This window comes from Pseudomonas sp. JDS28PS106 (assembly GCF_036706555.1).
Lineage (GTDB): Bacteria > Pseudomonadota > Gammaproteobacteria > Pseudomonadales > Pseudomonadaceae > Aquipseudomonas.
In genome coordinates, this window is record NZ_JBAJGT010000009.1 from 203,221 (window position 1) to 221,948 (window position 18,728).

At 61.9% G+C, this 18,728-nt stretch carries 17 protein-coding genes; 9 read left to right on the forward strand and 8 right to left on the reverse strand.

Features of this window, described 5'->3' with window-relative positions:
* Position 1: 1 nt before the first annotated feature.
* A complete protein-coding gene (gene mfd, locus TRP66_RS16585) occupies positions 2-3,460 on the reverse strand; it encodes a transcription-repair coupling factor (protein WP_333404687.1) in 3,459 nt (1,152 codons plus the stop codon).
* Positions 3,461-3,650: 190 nt separating this feature from the next.
* On the opposite strand from mfd, the gene TRP66_RS16590 reads away from it, so the two are divergent.
* Positions 3,651-5,114 carry a glyceraldehyde-3-phosphate dehydrogenase gene (locus tag TRP66_RS16590; protein ID WP_333404689.1) on the forward strand — a complete coding sequence of 488 codons (1,464 nt, stop codon included), beginning with the start codon at positions 3,651-3,653 and terminating at the stop codon, positions 5,112-5,114.
* Positions 5,115-5,192: 78 nt separating this feature from the next.
* On the opposite strand, the gene TRP66_RS16595 is transcribed toward TRP66_RS16590, so the two are convergent.
* Entirely contained in the window at positions 5,193-6,476 is a 1,284-nt protein-coding gene (locus TRP66_RS16595; RefSeq protein ID WP_333404691.1) for an MFS transporter, read from the reverse strand.
* A gap of 409 nt (positions 6,477-6,885) precedes the next feature.
* Here TRP66_RS16595 and sthA point away from each other — a divergent pair, with 409 nt between their 5' ends.
* Complete coding sequence (gene sthA, locus TRP66_RS16600) at positions 6,886-8,280, forward strand: Si-specific NAD(P)(+) transhydrogenase (protein ID WP_333404692.1); 1,395 nt, start codon at positions 6,886-6,888, stop codon at positions 8,278-8,280.
* 42 nt (positions 8,281-8,322) lie between these two features.
* Here sthA and TRP66_RS16605 read toward each other — a convergent pair whose 3' ends face one another.
* Positions 8,323-9,045 (reverse strand): glycerophosphodiester phosphodiesterase, encoded by a 723-nt coding sequence (locus TRP66_RS16605; RefSeq protein ID WP_333404694.1) that lies wholly within the window; start codon positions 9,043-9,045, stop codon positions 8,323-8,325.
* 58 nt (positions 9,046-9,103) lie between these two features.
* The gene (locus TRP66_RS16610) at positions 9,104-9,691 is read right to left on the reverse strand and encodes a PilZ domain-containing protein (protein WP_333404695.1); all 588 of its coding nucleotides are present in this window, start codon (positions 9,689-9,691) and stop codon (positions 9,104-9,106) included.
* Between the two features lie 110 nt (positions 9,692-9,801).
* Here TRP66_RS16610 and TRP66_RS16615 point away from each other — a divergent pair, with 110 nt between their 5' ends.
* The 4 genes from TRP66_RS16615 (at position 9,802) to queF (ending at position 13,986) form a co-directional block, all read left to right on the forward strand.
* Positions 9,802-11,052, forward strand: coding sequence for a lipoprotein-releasing ABC transporter permease subunit (locus TRP66_RS16615; protein WP_333404697.1), 1,251 nt, complete (start codon positions 9,802-9,804; stop codon positions 11,050-11,052).
* Positions 11,053-11,059: 7 nt separating this feature from the next.
* Positions 11,060-11,743, forward strand: a complete 684-nt coding sequence (lolD, locus tag TRP66_RS16620) for a lipoprotein-releasing ABC transporter ATP-binding protein LolD (RefSeq protein WP_333404699.1) — start codon at positions 11,060-11,062, stop codon at positions 11,741-11,743.
* A 59-nt stretch (positions 11,744-11,802) separates the two neighbouring features.
* Positions 11,803-13,047: a lipoprotein-releasing ABC transporter permease subunit gene (locus TRP66_RS16625; protein WP_333404701.1), complete on the forward strand. Its 1,245-nt coding sequence runs from the start codon at positions 11,803-11,805 to the stop codon at positions 13,045-13,047.
* Positions 13,048-13,155: 108 nt separating this feature from the next.
* Positions 13,156-13,986, forward strand: a complete 831-nt coding sequence (queF, locus tag TRP66_RS16630) for an NADPH-dependent 7-cyano-7-deazaguanine reductase QueF (protein ID WP_333404703.1) — start codon at positions 13,156-13,158, stop codon at positions 13,984-13,986.
* A gap of 62 nt (positions 13,987-14,048) precedes the next feature.
* Here queF and TRP66_RS16635 read toward each other — a convergent pair whose 3' ends face one another.
* Together TRP66_RS16635 and TRP66_RS16640 are read right to left on the reverse strand one after the other, a co-directional pair.
* Positions 14,049-14,318 (reverse strand): DUF4404 family protein, encoded by a 270-nt coding sequence (locus tag TRP66_RS16635; protein ID WP_333404705.1) that lies wholly within the window; start codon positions 14,316-14,318, stop codon positions 14,049-14,051.
* 96 nt (positions 14,319-14,414) lie between these two features.
* Entirely contained in the window at positions 14,415-15,032 is a 618-nt protein-coding gene (locus TRP66_RS16640) for an HAD family phosphatase (protein ID WP_333404707.1), read from the reverse strand.
* Between the two features lie 203 nt (positions 15,033-15,235).
* On the opposite strand from TRP66_RS16640, the gene TRP66_RS16645 reads away from it, so the two are divergent.
* Positions 15,236-15,937, forward strand: a complete 702-nt coding sequence (locus tag TRP66_RS16645; protein ID WP_333404709.1) for an MlaA family lipoprotein — start codon at positions 15,236-15,238, stop codon at positions 15,935-15,937.
* A 78-nt stretch (positions 15,938-16,015) separates the two neighbouring features.
* On the opposite strand, the gene TRP66_RS16650 is transcribed toward TRP66_RS16645, so the two are convergent.
* On the reverse strand, positions 16,016-16,315 hold the full coding sequence (locus TRP66_RS16650; protein WP_333404711.1) for a PilZ domain-containing protein: 300 nt from the start codon (positions 16,313-16,315) through the stop codon (positions 16,016-16,018).
* 271 nt (positions 16,316-16,586) lie between these two features.
* Here TRP66_RS16650 and rssB point away from each other — a divergent pair, with 271 nt between their 5' ends.
* Positions 16,587-17,771 (forward strand): two-component system response regulator RssB, encoded by a 1,185-nt coding sequence (gene rssB, locus TRP66_RS16655; protein WP_333404713.1) that lies wholly within the window; start codon positions 16,587-16,589, stop codon positions 17,769-17,771.
* Positions 17,768-18,253, forward strand: coding sequence for an anti-sigma factor antagonist RssC (gene rssC / locus TRP66_RS16660; protein ID WP_333404715.1), 486 nt, complete (start codon positions 17,768-17,770; stop codon positions 18,251-18,253). Before rssB ends, rssC begins: the two co-directional genes overlap by 4 nt.
* Positions 18,254-18,634: 381 nt before the next feature.
* Here rssC and TRP66_RS16665 read toward each other — a convergent pair.
* A partial coding sequence (locus TRP66_RS16665; RefSeq protein WP_333399869.1) for an IS3 family transposase occupies positions 18,635-18,728 on the reverse strand: 94 nt, incomplete at its 5' end.

Below are 18,728 nucleotides of genomic sequence, written 5' to 3' on the forward strand. Positions count from 1 at the left end.
ATCAATCCTTGGCGGTTTTCGGGGTCAGGCGCTCGAGCAGTGCCTCGATCGTATTGAAGCGCTCGTCCGGGCGCTCCATGGGGACCGAGAACTTGAACAGCGTCGCGCCTTCGAACTTGTAGCGGTTGGGCTGGCTCTGGATCAGCTTGATCAGGGTCAGCGGGTCGACCGGCGTGTCGGCGGCGAATTCGATACGGCCACCCTGCGGGCCGGCGTCGATCTTCTTGATACCCAGCTGCTCGGCCTTCAGCTTGAGGCTGGTAATGCGCACCAGGCTCTTGGCGGCTTCGGGCAGCAGGCCGAAACGGTCGATCATCTCCACCTGGAGATCCTTGAGGCCGTCTTCGTCGGCGGCATTGGCGATGCGCTTGTAGAGGATCAGGCGGGTATGAACGTCCGGCAGGTAGGCTTCGGGAATCAGCGCGGGCACCCGCAGGTTGATCTCCGGCCCGCCACCTAGTGGCTGCTCCAGATTCGGCTGTTCGCCCTTGCGGATCGACTTGACCGCGCGTTCGAGCATTTCCATATACAGCGTGAAGCCCACCGCCTGGATCTGCCCGCTCTGGCCTTCGCCGAGCAGTTCGCCGGCGCCGCGAATTTCCAGGTCGTTGGTCGCCAGCACGAAGCCGGCGCCCAGGTCCTGGGTGTTGGCGATGGCTTCCAGGCGCTTCTCGGCATCCGGCGTGATCTGCTTGCGGGGCGGTGTCAGCAGGTACGCATAGGCCTGGTGGTGACTGCGCCCGACGCGACCGCGCAGCTGGTGCAGCTGCGCCAGGCCGAACTTGTCGGCCCGCTCGATGATGATGGTGTTGGCGCTCGGCACGTCGATGCCGGTTTCGATGATGGTCGAGGCGATCAGCACGTTGAAGCGCTTGTGGTAGAAATCGCTCATCACCTGTTCGAGTTCACGCTCGCGCATCTGGCCGTGACCGATGCCGATGCGCGCCTCGGGAACCAGCTCGGCCAGGTCGGCCGCGCATTTCTCGATGGTCTTGACGTCGTTGTGCAGGTAATAGACCTGGCCACCGCGCAACAGCTCGCGCAGCAGGGCTTCCTTCACGGTGGGCTTGTTCTGCTCCATCACGAAGGTGCGCACCGACAGACGCCGCGCCGGCGGCGTGGCGATGATCGACAGGTCGCGCATGCCCGACACGGCCATGTTCAGCGTGCGCGGAATCGGCGTGGCGGTCAGGGTCAGGATGTCGACTTCGCTGCGCAGCGCCTTGAGCTGTTCCTTCTGGCGCACGCCGAAACGGTGTTCCTCGTCGATGATCACCAGCCCCAGGTTCTTGATCTTCACATCGTCCTGCAGCAGCTTGTGGGTGCCGATCACGATGTCGATCTTGCCCTCGGCCAGATCGGCGACGGCCGCGTTGACCTCCTTGGCGGACTTGAAGCGACTCATCACCTCGACCCGCACCGGCCAGTCGGCGAAACGGTCGCGGAAACTGTTGTAGTGCTGCTGGGCCAGCAGGGTGGTGGGCACCAGCAGTGCCACCTGACGCCCTCCATGGACCGCGATGAACGCCGCACGCATCGCCACTTCGGTCTTGCCGAAACCCACGTCGCCGCACACCAGCCGGTCCATGGGGCGTGGCGCGAGCATGTCGGCGCGAACCGCCTCGATGGTGCTCTGCTGGTCGGGCGTTTCCTCGAACGGGAAACCTGCCGCGAAAGTCGCGTAGTCGGCCTTGGGGTCGTCGAACGCATAGCCTTCGCGCGCGGCGCGGCGTGCGTAGATGTCGAGCAGCTCCGCGGCCACATCGCGCACCTGCTCGGCGGCCTTGCGCTTGGCTTTCTGCCAGGCTTCGGAACCCAGACGATGCAGCGGCGCCATTTCGTCGTCGCTGCCGGTGTAGCGGGCGATCAGATGCAGGTTCGCGACCGGGACGTACAGCTTGGCGTCGTCGGCGTAGGCCAGCATCAGGAATTCCGCGACCTGGTTTTCGACTTCCAGCGTCGCCAGCCCCAGGTAGCGCCCGACGCCGTGGTCGATATGCACCACCGGCGCTCCCTCGCGCAGCTCGGTGAGGTTCTTGATCACCGCGTCGTTGTTGCCACCGTCGGTGCGTTTTTCACGGCGGCGGCGTTGCATCACTCGCTGGCCGAACAGCGGGCTTTCGGCGATCAGGGCGATGGCCGGATCTTCCAGGACCAGACCCTTGTCCAGCGGCGCGATGGTGATCGCCAGGCGCTCCTTGCCGGTCGCGAACTCCCCCCAGCTGTCGACGGTTTTGGGGCGCAGCTTGAGGCGTTCGAGCAGTTCGAGCAGCACCTCCCGGCGGCCGGCCGACTCGGCGGTGAACAGCACCCGGCCCGGGAACTGGTCCAGAAAACCGGACAAGGCCGCCAGCGGCTGGCTGGCCTTGGCTTCGATGGCCAGGTCCGGCAGCTCGCGGGCGTCGAAGCGTTCACGGCCTGTGCCCGATTCGACGTCCTGTTCGCTGGCAACCACACGCGGCCAGCTTTTCAGGCGCGCAAAGCAGTCTTCCACCGGCAGGAACAGCTCGACCGGCGGCAGCAGCGGGCGCATGGGGTCGACGCGACGGTCTTCGTAGCGGTTGCGCACGTCGTTCCAGAAATTCTCGGCAGCCTGTTCGATGCCCGGCAGGGAGAACACCTGGGTGTCCTGGGGCAGGTAATCGAACAGGGTCGAAGTTTCTTCGAAGAACAGCGGAATGTAGTACTCGATACCCGCCGGCGTGATGCCACTGCTCAGGTCCTGGAGCAGTGGGCTGCGGCGGAAGTCGACGTCGAAGCGCTCGCGGTAGCGCGCCTTGAAGCGGGTGACCTGGTCTTTCTGCAGGGGAAACTCGCGGGCCGGCAGCAGTCGCACCGAGTCGACCTTGTCGATGGAGCGCTGGGTCTCGGGATCGAAGGTGCGCAGCGTCTCGATCTCGTCGTCGAACAGATCAATGCGGTAAGGCACCTTGCTGCCCATGGGGAACAGGTCGATCAGGGCTCCGCGCACGGTGAACTCGCCATGCTCGTAGACCGTGTCGACGTACCGGTAGCCGCTGGCCTCCAGACGTGCGCGCATGGCCTCTACGTCAAGCTTCTGACCGACGTCCAGGACCAGGCTGCTGCCCAGCAGGAATTTGGTCGGTGCCAGTCTATGTAGGGCCGTGGTGACAGGTACTACCAAAACGCCATGGTCCAGTTCGGGAAGCCGGTAAAGGCTGGCGATTCGCTGCGAAATGATGTCCTGATGCGGCGAGAACAGGTCATAGGGCAGGGTTTCCCAGTCGGGGAAATGCAGGACCGGCAGGTCAGGGGCGAAGAACTTCAGCTCCTGTTCCAGACGCTCCGCGCTCTGGCTGTCGGCGGTGAGCAGCAAGGTAAAGCGCCGGGCGGCGCTGGCGGCCTCGGCGATGGCCAGGCTCAGGGCGGCACCGGGGAGATTGCCCCAGTAGTGTTTGCCGGCGGTGGCCGGAAGATGCGGTAGACGCAGAACTGGCACGGAAGGTCGGGCTCCAGGCATTGCGACAGGGGCCGCGATTGTAGCGGGCGAAGGTGTCGGCTGTCAGGTTTCGAATACATTTGCGCGAATTTGTCACCCTGAACTTATGTAGCAGGCAAAGATCTGACAGTCGCTCATTGCCTATAAACATGGGCGAAGTCATAATGTAGCCCCTTTTTTCAGCCCCTACATGTGGAAGGTTCCCGTGACTCAGAAGCCCGACCAGTGTCTTGGTGAATGGATCGATCGTGAAGCCCTCGCCGAGGCGATGATCCCGCTTATCGGTCAGCTCTACCGCAATAACAACGTGGTGAGCTCGATCTATGGACGTACCCTGATCAATCGATCGGTGATCGCGATTCTCAAAGCCCATCGCTTCGCCCGTCACCGCCAGGCCGACGCCTGCGAGCTGTCCGTACACGAGACTTTCCCGCTGCTCAAGGCGATGAGCGAGCTCAAGCTGGGCGCCGCTTCCGTGGATCTGGGCAAGCTGGCCGTCAAGTACAAGACCGAAGGCAACGGCCGCAGCGCCGAGCAGTTCGTGCGTGAAGAACTGGCCAGTGTCGTGGGTCAGCAGAGCGCCAGTCCTCGCAAGGGCACTGACGTGGTGCTGTATGGTTTCGGCCGGATCGGTCGCCTGCTGGCCCGCATCCTGATCGAGAAGACCGGTGGCGGCGAAGGCCTGCGTCTGCGTGCCATCGTCGTGCGCAAGGGTTCCGACAACGACCTGATCAAGCGCGCCAGCCTGCTGCGTCGTGACTCGGTTCACGGTCCGTTCGACGGCACCATCACGGTCGATGAAGCCAACAACACCATCACCGCGAACGGCAACCTGATCCAGGTCATCTACGCCAAGAACCCCACCGAGGTGGACTACACCCAGTACGGCATCCAGAACGCCCTGCTGGTGGACAACACCGGTGTATGGCGCGATGCCGACGGTCTGGGTCAGCACCTGGCCTGCCCAGGTATCGACCGCGTGGTCCTGACCGCGCCGGGCAAGGGCAAGCTGAAGAACATCGTGCACGGCATCAATCACGGCGAAATCACCGCCGATGACAAGATCGTGTCGGCGGCGTCCTGCACCACCAACGCCATCGTGCCGGTGCTCAAGGCGGTCAACGACAAGTTCGGCATCGTCAACGGCCACGTCGAAACCGTTCACTCGTACACCAACGACCAGAACCTGATCGACAACTTCCACAAGGGCGATCGCCGTGGCCGCAGCGCCGCGCTGAACATGGTCATCACCGAGACCGGTGCCGCCACCGCCGCAGCCAAGGCCCTGCCTGAGCTGGCCGGCAAGCTGACCGGCAACGCGATCCGCGTACCGACGCCGAACGTGTCGATGGCGATCCTGAACCTGAACCTCGACAAGCAGACCACTCGCGAAGAAATGAACGAGTACCTGCGTCACATGGCGCTGGATTCCGAACTGCATCGCCAGATCGACTTCGTCAACTCGCAGGAAGTGGTTTCCACCGACTTCGTGGGTTCGCGTCACGCCGGTGTCGTGGATGCCGAAGCGACCATCGTCAACGACAACCGCGCTGTGCTGTACGTCTGGTACGACAACGAGTTCGGTTATAGCTGCCAGGTGGTTCGCGTGATGGAAGACATGGCGGGCGTCAACCCACCGGCTTTCCCGAAGTAACGGCTGACTGAAGCTGTAACTTTCGAATAAAAAATGCCCCGACTGGTTCGGGGCATTTTTGTTTCCGCTATTGCTGGATCAGGCGGCGACCGGTGCCTCCAGCTGTTGGCCGCCGCGGCGGAACAACACCAGGGTCGCGATCAGCCCTAGCACCGCAGCGCCGGTCAGCCAGATCCCTGGCGCCGCCTTGTTGCCCAGCTCATGAATGAGGTAGGTGCAGGCTGCGGGCGTGAAACCGCCAAAGGTCGCGGTCGCGAGGCTGTAAGCGAGCGAGAACCCGGTAGTGCGCACGTCCACCGGCATGATTTCGGTCAGCGCCACGACCATCGCGCCATTGTACGAACCGTACAGGAACGAGAGCCACAGCTCGACCATCAGCAGATTGCCAAAGCTGGGATGGGCCACCAGCCAGGACAGGGCAGGGTAGGCGGTGGCGATCGCCAGCACGGTCGCGCCGATCAGCAGCGGCTTGCGGCCGACGCGATCGGAAAAAGCGCCCATGACCGGCAGCCAGATGAAGTTGGAAACACCGACACATACCGTCACCAGCAAGCTGTCCAGGTCGGACAGGTGCAGTTCGTTTTTGCCGAAAGTCGGGGTATAGGCCGTGATCAGGTAAAAGCTCACGGTGGTCATGACTACCAGCGCCATGCCGCCCAGCACCAGGCCGAAGTTCTGGCCGATGGAGCGCACCACTTCGCCCAGCGTGGGGCGATGTTTGCGAGCCGTAAACTCAGGGGATTCTTCCAGCGAGCGGCGGATCACGAAAATCGCCGGCACGATCAGGCAGCCGACCAGGAAAGGTACGCGCCAGCCCCATTCACCCATCTGCGCGGGATCAAGCCAGTGATTGAGCGCGACACCCAGCAGGCCTGCGAAGACCACGGCTGCCTGCTGGCTTGCCGATTGCCAGCTGACGAAGAAACCCTTGCGGCCGGGCGTGGAGATTTCGGCCAGATACACCGACACCCCGCCCAGTTCCACGCCGGCTGAGAAGCCTTGCAGCAGACGGCCGAGCAGTACCAGCAGAGGCGCTGCCACGCCGATGGTGGCGTAGCCCGGCACGCAGGCGATCAGCAGAGTGCCCATCGCCATCAGCGCGAGAGTAATGATCAGACCCTGGCGTCGACCGTGACGGTCGATGTAGGCGCCGAGAAAGATCGCGCCCAGTGGGCGCATCAAAAATCCCGCGCCGAAGGTCGCCAGCGACAGCATCAGCGAGGCGAACGCACTGTCGGAGGGGAAAAAGGTCTTGGCGATGGCTGTGGCGTAGAAGCCATAGACCATGAAGTCAAACATCTCTAGAAAGTTACCGCTGACAACGCGAAAGATCGCCTTGCCTTTACTGGTGGTGGAGGCCATTGAATTCACTCGCTCAGGCTTATCGGGTAGCAGTTATCGTTGTGGTCCCGTCGTTGCTGCGAAACCTTTTCGGCATCTGCTGCATTTGTAACAGTATGTGTAAAACATCCTTGGAACAACCGTTTCAGCGCCTCTGTGCGGCATTTTGTGCCTTGACAAGGCGTATATGGCGTCTTTTGAGCGCGTCACTGCAACCGGGTGTGCCCTGCGAGGCCCGCAGGAATCCTGCGTCGCTGTCGAGGGGATGCGCGGCGTGCGATGCTCGAAGGCCTCGCTGTGCGGCCACAAAAATTGGCCTTCGACGCGACCAAGGGTTAATGTTCGCAGCGTCGAAGCAGCGCTAGACTGCGCCGCGTGATTAAGCCGAAGATGCCGGAGTGGCGCCTCGGTCCGTTCTGAAGGAGTACGCATGGCTGTCTATAACTACGACGTGGTGGTGCTGGGTTCCGGCCCCGCGGGAGAAGGCGCGGCGATGAACGCTGCGAAGGCGGGGCGCAAGGTCGCGATGGTCGACAGTCGCCGGCAGGTAGGCGGTAACTGCACGCACTTGGGCACCATCCCGTCGAAGGCGTTGCGTCACGCGGTCAAGCAGATCATCCAGTTCAATACCAACCCCATGTTCCGGGCCATTGGCGAGCCGCGCTGGTTCTCGTTTCCCGATGTCCTCAAGAACGCCGAGCGGGTCATCTCCAAGCAGGTTGCTTCGCGCACCAGTTACTACGCCCGCAATCGCGTCGATGTGTTTTTCGGAACCGGCAGCTTCGCCGATGAAACCAGCATCAATGTGGTCTGCACCAACGGCGTAGTGGAAAAGCTGGTTGCCAACCAGATCATCATCGCCACCGGTTCGCGTCCGTATCGTCCGGCGGACATCGACTTCAGCCACAAGCGCATCTACGACAGCGACACCATCCTCAGCCTGGGCCATACGCCGCGCAAGCTGATCGTTTACGGCGCCGGGGTCATCGGTTGCGAATACGCGTCCATCTTCAGCGGCCTGGGTGTGCTGGTCGAGCTGGTGGACAACCGCGACCAGTTGCTGAGCTTCCTGGACACGGAAATTTCCCAGGCACTGAGCTATCACTTCAGCAACAACAACGTGATGGTTCGCCATAACGAAGAGTACGAGCGGGTCGAGGGCCTGGAAAACGGCGTGATCCTGCACCTCAAGTCGGGCAAGAAGATCAAGGCCGACGCGCTGCTGTGGTGCAACGGCCGTACCGGCAATACCGACCGGCTGGGGCTGGAGAACATCGGTCTCAAAGCCAATAGCCGTGGTCAGATCGAGGTCGACGAGTATTACCGTACCAGCGTTTCCAACGTGTACGGCGCGGGCGACGTGATCGGCTGGCCGAGTCTGGCGAGCGCGGCCTATGACCAGGGCCGCTCGGCCGCTGGCAGCGTCGTCGACAATGGCAGCTGGCGTTACGTCAATGACGTGCCGACCGGCATCTACACCATCCCGGAGATCAGCTCGATCGGCAAGAACGAACACGAACTCACTCAAGCCAAGGTGCCGTACGAAGTGGGCAAGGCGTTCTTCAAGGGCATGGCGCGGGCGCAGATTTCCGGCGAGCGGGTCGGCATGCTCAAGATCCTGTTTCATCGCGAGACCCTGGAAGTGCTGGGCGTGCACTGCTTCGGCGACCAGGCTTCCGAGATTCTCCACATCGGTCAGGCGATCATGAGTCAGGAAGGCCCGGCCAACAGCATCAAGTATTTCGTCAACACCACCTTCAACTATCCGACCATGGCCGAAGCCTATCGGGTAGCGGCCTACGACGGCCTGAACCGGCTTTTTTGAGCGGCTCCGGCCGGTGGCCTGAGCCGGCCGGAGAGACCGATTTCAGCGATTCCCGAGCGTGGCAGTGGCCAAACCGGGAAAGTCTGTAATCAGGCTGTCAGCGCCGAAGTCGGCGAGCCTGCGCATCAGCGCGGGCTCGTTGACGGTCCATACCGACACATGCAACCCCTGCCGCTGGGCCTTCGCCAGGCGCTCGGGCGTGCACAGCGTCCAGTTCAGCGCCAGAATCTCGCATCCATAGTTCTGCGCGACCTTCAGCGGATCGAGCCAGGCGTATTCCGCGACCAGTCCTCGGGAAATGTCCGGCGTCAGCTCCGTTGCCGCGCGCAGCACCTCGCGCGAGCTTGAAGTGATGGTGATGCGCTCCAGCAGGTCGTGACGCTGGGCCAGTTCGCGAATCGCCAGCACCGTGTTGGCGGCACGCGTGCGTGATGCGCTTTTGACTTCGAGCTGCCAGTGTTCGAAGTCGCACTGCTCGAACAGTTCTTCCAGGCGCGGGATCGGGCAGGGCGATACCCAGCCCGGCCCGCCCTTGCGCGCATCGTATTTCACCAGGTCAGCAGCGTCATGCTCGCTGACTCTGCCACGCCGCTCGGTGGTGCGCTTGAGCGTCGGGTCATGGATGACCATCAGCTCGCCGTCCCTGGAAAGATGCAGGTCCAGCTCGCAGCGGCGAACGCCGTGACTCAGGCATTGCTTGAAGCTGTTGAGGGTGTTTTCCGGTGCTTCGCCCTTGGCGCCGCGGTGGCCGTAAATGAGGGTCACGATTACTCCTGGCCTGAAAGGCGCCGATTACGTAGTAGGTCTGGGGAAAAGCAGGCCGTCAGGCGCCGGGCGCGGCGCTCTGTTCGAGTGCCTGACGCCGCTGTTGCGCCTGGCGTTGCAGAACATGTCGCGCCAGCAGTTGGCGCTGAGCGTCCGGCAGATCGACGAATTCGGTACCGATCAGATGGCGGTCGGCGGCGATGGTGTCGCAGTGGGTGACACGGGCGCGCAACAGCAGGCCGGAGGCCTGGGGCATCAGCACCATCTTGACCGACAGCAACTGGCCGGGCGCAAAATCCTGCAACGATTCGAATTCCACGCCGCCTTCGGACAGTTTCACCGGTTGCGGCTCGCCGATCTCGCCCATCGCGGTGTGCGCGATAACCCGACTGAGCAGGTCGATGCGCTTGCTGAGCGCCTTGAGAAAGCCGTTGAGCACCCGGTCCCGCTCATCGAGCTGACGCAGCAGGTGCTGGGATTCGAACTCGCTGATATGCAACTCGCTCAGCAGATCGAATAGCGCAGAAGTGTCTGGAGCGGCCTGCTCGTCGGCCTCCGCGGATGCTGACAGCGGGTGAATTTCCAGTGCGACCCTGTCTTCGATACGGTAGTATTCGCGGCGTTCTTCTTCATCTAATGTCGACATGGCGAACCCATGGTAGCGGCGGTGGTCGGAGATGTTCGAGTGCTTCGAGTGTAAAGCCGCACGTCGAGCCCCGCCATACGGACGCCCCATTCCTGCGAACAAATTCCCTAATGTTCAGACCTCTCTTTGTTTTCATCGGCACGCGCTACACCCGTGCCAAACGACGCAATCATTTCGTTTCCTTCATTTCCCTGACATCGATGATCGGCCTGGCACTGGGTGTCGTGGTGATGATCGTCGTGCTGTCGGTCATGAACGGCTTCGACCACGAAATGCGTACCCGTGTATTGGGCATGGTGCCCCATGCGACCATCGAGTCCGGCGATCCGATCAGCGACTGGCGCGGGCTGGCCGAGCAGGTTCGTGGCAATCCGCAGGTGGAGGCCGTCGCGCCCTTCACCCAGATGCAGGGCCTGCTGACCCATGACGGCAAGGTCCAGAAAGTCCTGCTCAACGGCATCGATCCGGCCCAGGAGCGCAACGTGTCGATCATCGACAGTTTCGTGCGCGAGGGCCGGCTGGACAGTCTGGCGCCGGGCAGCTTCGGCATCATGATCGGTGACAAGGCCGCCGCCAAACTGGGCGTGGGCGTCGGCGACAAGCTGACCTTCGTGGCGCCTGAAGTGACCATCACCCCGGCGGGCATGTTTCCACGCATGAAGCGCTTCGAAGTGACGGGCATCTTTCACGTCGGCGCCGGTGAAATCGACGGCTTTCTGGGCCTGACCAACCTGGACGACCTCGGCCGGTTGCACCGCTGGAAGCCCGATCAGGTCCAGGGTCTGCGCCTGAAATTCACCGACCTGTTCGACGCGCCGCGCACCTCCTGGGACATTGCCCAGAAACTGGGCGAAAACCGCTTCTATTCCCGCGACTGGACCCGGACCCACGGCAATCTGTATCAGGCCATCCGTATGGAAAAAGCCATGATCGGTCTGTTGCTGCTGCTGATCGTCGCGGTGGCGGCATTCAATATCATCTCCACGCTGGTCATGGTGGTGAACGACAAGAAAAGCGACATTGCGATCCTGCGCACGCTGGGTTCCACGCCCAGGCAAATCATGGCGATCTTCATGGTCCAGGGCACGGTGATCGGCGTTGTAGGCACCCTGATCGGCGCCGGGCTGGGCATCCTGGCCGCGCTTAACGTCAGCGCGGCGATCGCGGCGCTGGAAAAACTGATCGGCCACAAGTTTCTGAATGCCGACGTGTACTTCATCGATTATCTGCCTTCGCAGCTGATGGCCCAGGACGTGCTCCAGGTCTGCGGCGCTGCGTTGGTCCTGAGTTTCCTCGCCACCCTGTATCCCGCCTGGCGTGCCGCGCGCACCCAGCCGGCAGAGGCGTTACGTTATGAGTGAGTCGGGCATGTTGGATAAAGCTGTATTGAGTTGCCGCAACCTGGGCAAATCCTATGAAGAAGGCCCCGAGTCGGTGGTCGTGCTGTCCGGCCTGCAGCTGGAGCTGCATGCCGGTGAGCGGGTCGCCATCGTCGGCAGTTCCGGTTCGGGCAAGAGCACCTTGCTCAATCTCCTGGGCGGCCTGGACACGCCGTCCGAAGGCAGTGTCTGGCTGGCGGGCGAAGAACTGTCGGCGCTCAACGAGAAGGCGCGTGGTCAGCTGCGCAACCGGGCGCTGGGGTTCGTCTACCAGTTCCACCACCTGCTGCCCGAGTTCACCGCGCTGGAAAACGTCTGCATGCCGCTGCTGATCGGCCGGGTCGCGATTCCCGAAGCTCGTCAGCGCGCCACTGCGTTGCTGGAACGGGTAGGGCTGTCGCATCGTCTGGCACACAAGCCCGCTGAACTGTCCGGTGGTGAGCGGCAGCGCGTAGCGATTGCCCGGGCGCTGGTGAATCAGCCAGGGCTGGTGATGCTCGACGAGCCCACCGGCAACCTGGATCACCATACGGCGCAGGGCATCCAGGACCTGATGCGGGAACTGAGCACGTCGTCGCGCACCGCCTTTCTGGTGGTAACCCACGACATGAGTCTGGCCCGGCAGATGGACCGCGTCCTGCGTCTGGAAGACGGCCGTCTCATCGAAGCCTGATCCCGCGACCCGGCGCAATCGAGCGCGCCGGGTTTCCATTTCTCACACGGTGCTTGCGAATGTTCAGACCGTTACCCGCGTTCATCGGCTTGCGCTACACCCGCGCCAAACGCCGCAAGAACTTTATCTCGTTCATCTCCATGACTTCGATGATCGGCCTCGCGCTGGGCGTGCTGGCCATGATCGTGGTGCTGTCGGTCATGAACGGCTTCCAGCGCGAAATGAGCTCGCGCATCCTGGGCATGGTGCCCCATGCCATGATCGCCGGCACCGCACCGCTGGATGACTGGAAGCCGACAGCCGAAGCCGCGCTGAAAAATCCGCAGGTCACGGCTGCGGCGCCGCTTACCGAGATGGAAGGCATGCTGTCCTACAAAGGGTCGATGCAGCCGATCCAGATCAGCGGCGTCGATCCCGCGCTGGAGCACCAGGTCTCCATCGTGACCCGGCACATCACTCGCGGAAAGCTCGAAGACCTCAAGCCCGGCGAGTTCGGCGTGGTCCTGGGCGACCTTACTGCGCGTCGTTTTCGCCTGAGCGTGGGTGACAAGCTGACCCTGATCGTGCCGGAAGTCAGCAGCGCGCCGGGCGGCATCACGCCGCGTCTGCAACGTCTGACAGTGGTCGGAGTCTTCAAGGTCGGGGCCGAGCTGGACGGCTCGATGGCGCTGATCAACATCGCCGACGCCGCGCAGATGCAGCGCTGGCAGCCGGGTCAGGTGCAGGGCGTGCGTCTGGCGCTCAAGGACCTGTATCAGGCGCCGCAAGTGTCGTCGGCGATCGCCGCCGGGCTGGGGCAGGGCTATCGCGCCGATGACTGGACCCACACCCAGGGCAGCCTGTTCAGCGCCATGAAGATGGAAAAGACCATGATCGGGCTGTTGCTGTTGATGATCGTGGCGGTCGCGGCGTTCAACATCATCGCCACGCTGATCATGGTGGTCAATGACAAGGGCGCGGACATCGCTATCCTGCGCACCATCGGCGCCACGCCTCGACAGATCATGGGGATCTTCGTGGTCCAGGGCACCGTGATAGGAGTGGTAGGGACATTGATCGGCGGCGTGCTGGGCGTCATCGCTGCGCTCAATGTCAGCAGTCTGGTGGTCTGGATCGAGCGAGTCAGCGGCCAGCATGTATTCAGCTCGGATGTGTACTTCATCAGTAACCTGCCGTCCGAGCTGCAAGGCTTCGACGTGCTGCTGATATGCAGCGCCGGATTCATCCTCAGCTTCCTGGCGACCATCTACCCGGCATGGCGCGCGGCCAAGGTCGAGCCGGCGCACGCGCTGCGCTACGAGTGAAGCACGATGTATTGCGTCGCCCTGTTCAGGGCGGCGCAATTTCTCGCTGAAAGCCCCGGCCAAACCCTATAGACTCGCCGGGTTATTTCGCAAGCTTCAGGTATCGCCATGCATCCCGCCGCCGAACATTCGCCATTGGGCAAGTCCAGTGAGTACATCTCTACCTATACGCCCTCGTTGCTGTTTCCCATTCCACGGGCGGCAAAATGGGCGGAGCTTGGACTGACGGCCGAGACACTGCCTTATCAAGGTGTGGATTTCTGGAACTGCTATGAAATGTCCTGGCTGTTGCCTTCGGGTAAGCCGGTGGTAGCGATCGGTGAGTTCGCGATTCCGGCGGACTCGCCAAACATCATCGAATCCAAATCCTTCAAGCTGTACCTCAACTCGTTGAACCAGACCGCGTTCGCCGACCGTGCCCAATTGCAGGCGACGCTGGAGCAGGATCTGTCGGCGGCCGCCGGCAAGCCGGTGAGCGTGCGCATTCAGAGTCTTGCGGAAGTCGGAAATGACGGCGTGGCGGTATTGCCGGGCACCTGCATCGACGAGCTGGACGTGCAGATCAGCAGCTACGACCACCCGCAGCCCGAGCTTCTGCGGTGTGACGACTCGCGGATTGTGGAGGAGAGCGTGCACAGCCACCTGCTCAAGTCCAATTGCCCGGTCACCAGCCAGCCGGACTGGGGCAGCGTGGCGGTGGAGTACTGCGGCGCGGCGTTGGATCATGCCAGTCTGCTGGAGTACATCGTCAGCTTCCGCCAGCACTCCGACTTTCATGAGCAGTGCGTCGAGCGCATCTTCATGGACCTGCAGCGCCTCCTCAAGCCCGAGCGGCTGACGGTGTACGCGCGTTACGTAAGACGCGGCGGGCTGGATATCAATCCGTATCGCAGCACCGAAATGCTGAAGGTGGACAACGGCCGGCTGGCTCGGCAGTAGGAAGTATCGCCAGCAAGCTGGCTCCTACGTCCACGTGTCCGTAGGAGCCAGCTTGCTGGCGATCAGATCCCGATATTCCCCAGCGTCTGCACGATATTGCGCAACGTACCGGCAATGGCCGGATGTTCCAGCTCGAACCGCTCCACCGCCAGGTTCACGCCATCGGCCAGGCTCGCATCCTGTTCGTGGGCCGCGTTTTCCAGCTGGATTTTGGTTTCAATTTGTTGCATCAGCTCGCGCAGGTTGTCGCGTTCGGGTTCGGAAAGCGGCGGGTTCTGCTCCAGCTGATCGCGCAGGGTATTGAGTTGTTCTTGCAATTCGCGGGCAGGCATCGCGTGCTCCTTCTCTGATAAGTCTGAACCATGGACTCCGCCATCCGGCGAAAGGTCCCGATGTCTCAAGACTAATCCACTGGCGGGAAAACCGCCTCAGGGCTTCTCGCCCTTGCCGCGGCGCAGCGCAATGTCGTTCAGGCATGAAGGCAGTTCACCCAGATGGTCGATGACCGAATGCACGCCCAGCGCATAGAGCTTGAGTGTGGCATTGGCACGCAGGCGCTCGCGCTCGGCGGCGTCCAACGCCTGCCATTTGGTCGGGGAAAGTCCGCATAGTGGTCCGCAGGAGGCCAGGCCAATGGTCCACAGGCCGGCGTTGAGCCCTGACTGCAGAAGGCGCGGGTCACCGCTGATCAGCACGCAGCCATCGAGCCGCGTGACTTTCAGCGCCATCAGCGCCAGCCAGCAGGCATCCGGGGCAGGCCAGGGCGCGGCGCAACGAGGAGCCGGGGAAATCCAGCCGTTGAGCGATCCGGCCAACGGCTGGCTGACGCTCTCGGGCAATTCATCGATCCAGGCGCATGGCACGCCCTGTTCTTCGAGCGCCTGTAGGATACCGGCGGCGCCGGGCGTGACCTTGGACCACAGCTCCGACGGCTCCGAGTGCGTGCCGGGCCGGGACGCCTGGGCGCCGAAGTCCACCAGGCAGCCGCTTAGGCCGAACAGCAGGGCAGGAAAAACGGGCAAGGGGACGGCAGCCGGCGCGAGCATGGAAATATCTCTGAAATATCAACGCACGCTACCGGCGTTGTATGACAGTGCGATGAACTAATGGACATTGTGTTTATCGAACCGGCGGCGTGCACACAAGTGCCTTCGGAACTGCCTTATTTCAGGCGGAACGCTTTATACTGCCGTCTTCGCGAAGTGGGGGCGCAGCGCCCGCGTCACTATATCGATAAGGAGTGTCAGCTATGCCCGTGACTGGTGCAGGCTTTGTCAAACGTCTCGCCAAGCTTTCCCTGTGCGCCGGCCTCGTGCTGGCTCCGGTTGCCGTGCAGGCTGCCGAGGACGATCCCTGGGAAGGCGTGAACCGTGCGATCTTCCGCTTCAACGATGTTCTGGATACTTACACCCTCAAGCCAATCGCCCAGGGCTACCAGTACATCGCGCCGCAGTTCGTCGAAGATGGCGTGCACAACTTCTTCAACAACATCGGCGATGTGGGCAACCTGGCCAACAACGTGTTGCAGGCCAAGCCCGAAGCCGCCGGCGTCGACACCGCTCGCCTGATCGTGAACACCACGTTCGGCCTGCTGGGCTTCATCGATGTCGGTACCCACATGGGGCTTCAGCGCAACGAAGAAGACTTCGGCCAGACCCTGGGCTACTGGGGCGTACCGAGCGGTCCTTTCGTGATGCTGCCGCTGCTGGGGCCGAGCACTGTCCGGGATACCTTTTCCCGGGTTCCGGACAGCTACACCACGCCTTACCCCTATATCGATCACGTCCCGACCCGCAACTCGGCGCTGGCGGTCAATCTGATCGACACCCGTGCCAGCCTGTTGCAGGCCGAGAAGATGATCACCGGCGACAAGTACACCTTCATTCGCAATGCGTATCTGCAGAACCGCGAATTCAAGGTCAAGGACGGCCAGGTCGAAGACGATTTCTGATCGACCTGTGGTCCTGATTGTGAACAAGGCGACTTCGGTCGCCTTTTTGCTGAAAATGTGAAGCCGTTCCGTTGTGGCTCAATGCATCGCGACGATGGACAGCCCCAGACGCTGGCCGCCGCCGTCCTGATCCTCGGCCCACACGACTTCAGTGTCGGCCGCAAGGCCGGCGAGAGCCGGGTGATCGGAGTCGATCCGCACACTGATGCGGTCGCCCACCTTGAAAGAGCGGGGCGCCTGCACCTGCATGCCTGAGCTTGAAAGGTCGATGCATGTCGCGGCCACGACCTGTCCGGCGTGAATCAGGCTGACATCGGCATCGACGCGCATGCGAATGAAATCCCGCTTTTCTTCGTAGTCTCGATCGGTTCGGCTCACAGGCTGTCCTTCACTTTTGATTGCGGAGTCAAGGGTTCTTATAACTCCCGGTGATTTGTGATGTAAAGACGCAAACGGCGCGCGGACCTGTGCTTGAAACGCCCGGCGGATGGGAGTACCGTCTGCGCCTTGAAGGGCACCTCTGAGAGATGAACCGGCGGCCGGCATTTGCCCCGTACGGTCATTGCAGAGAGGCTAGAAGCGAATCCAGTAAGCAGGCCCGCAGCAGTCGGACCGTTTACGCCAACCTGATCTGGCGCCGTTTGCCCCCATGCCAAAATCCAGTGCTACGCTGCTGATAATCGATGATGACGAAGTGGTGCGCGCGAGTCTCGCCGCCTATCTGGAAGACAGTGGATTCACTGTCCTGCAAGCGAGCAATGGCTTGCAGGGTCTGGAAATATTCGAGCAGCAACACCCCGATCTGGTCATCAGCGATTTGAGAATGCCGCAGATGGGCGGGCTGGAGCTGATTCGTCAGGTCACGGGCATCTCCGCGCAGACGCCGGTGATCGTGGTGTCAGGGGCCGGTGTGATGAGCGATGCGGTCGAAGCCCTGCGCTTCGGCGCGGCCGATTACCTCATCAAGCCGTTGCAGGATCTGGCCGTGCTGGAGCACTCGGTACGCCGTGCGCTGGACCGCTCGCGTCTGCTCAAGGAAAATCAGATTTACCGCGAGAAGCTGGAAACGGCCAATCGCGAACTGGAAGCGAGCCTGCACTTGTTGCAGGAGGACCAGGACGCGGGGCGTCAGGTGCAGATGAACATGCTGCCGATCACCCCCTGGGCCATAGACGAATTCCAGTTCGCTCACCAGATCATCCCGTCGTTGTACCTGTCGGGCGATTTCGTGGATTATTTCCGGGTCGATGAGCGGCGAGTGGCGTTCTACCTGGCGGATGTTTCGGGCCATGGGGCTTCATCGGCGTTCATCACGGTGCTGCTCAAGTTCATGACCACGCGCCTGCTGTTCGAGTCGAAGCGTGGCGGGACACTGCCCGAATTCAAGCCGTCGGATGTGCTGGGGCACATCAACCGTGGCCTGATCAGTTGCAAGCTGGGCAAGCATGTCACGATGGTAGGGGGCGTGATCGACGAGGGGACCGGCAAGCTGACCTATGCGGTAGGCGGGCATCTACCCCTGCCGGTGTTGTTCAGCGGCGGCCAGGCCACGTACCTGCAGGGGCGCGGTCTGCCGGTGGGTCTGTTCAACGAAGCGACTTATCAGGACCATGAGCTGGAATTGCCGGCGTCGTTCAGTCTGACCCTGTTGTCCGACGGCATACTGGACCTTTTGCCCGGTGATACACTCAAGGAGAAAGAGGCCGTGCTCCCTGAACTGGTGAAGACGGCCGGCGGCAGCCTGGATGGCTTGCAGCGGGTTTTTGAATTGGCAACGCTAGGGGAGATGCCGGATGATATCGCCTTGTTAGTGTTAAGCAGGAATCTTGAATGAGTACCGGTAGAATCCAGTTCGCCGAACAGGAAGGCACCTTCGTCCTCAAATTCGTGGGCGAGGTACGCTTGACGCTGTGTTCGGCCTTGGATGCGACGATCGAGCGGATCTTCACCGCTCTGAATTTCTCGGCCGTGGTGATCGATCTGACCGAGACTCGCAGCATCGACAGCACCACGCTCGGGCTGCTGGCCAAGCTGTCGATCCTGTCCCGGCAGAAAGTGGGATTGCTGCCAACCGTGGTCACTACCCACGAAGACATCACGCGCCTGTTGCAGTCGATGGGGTTCGACCAGGTTTTCAATATCGTCGATCACCCGGTTCCTTGTCCTGAATGCCTGACCGACCTGCCGTCGCAGGATCAGGGCGAAGACGTGGTCAAGGCCAAGGTCCTCGAAGCGCACAAGATCCTCATGGGCCTGAACGATTCCAACCGTGAAGCCTTCCATGACCTGGTCAATGCGCTGGAAGGTCAGCGCTAGGAGCCAGCGAACCGCGCTCCCCAATCCGTAGGAGCCAGCTCGCTGGCGATTGATTCTTCGCCAGCAATCAGGAATGCTAATCGCCAGCAAGACGGATCGCCGCCCGCTGGCTCCTACGTCCTTTGACTTCTGCATGGACATGCGTTCCGTAGGAGACCGCCCGCCGCCCTGGCGCCGCGCTGTCGCAGCAAACATGGGGATCGCATTTACCCGCAATGGCGGTAATGCAGATACCGTTAAGGTGGCGAGACGTAGGTCTGGGTGCATATCCATTACCGCGTGTGCTGGACCTTCTGGTTCCGGCCCTTACGGCCGGGTCACTTTCCTTTCGGGGAAAGTAACCAAAGCCTGGACTGACCCCCAAAAGTTGGACGAGAAACGTTAAAAATTCATCGCCTGTGTTCGAAATTGTACCGGACTCAGGCCGTTGAGCTTGAGGCTGATACGTTCATGGTTGTAGTAGTGGATGTAATCC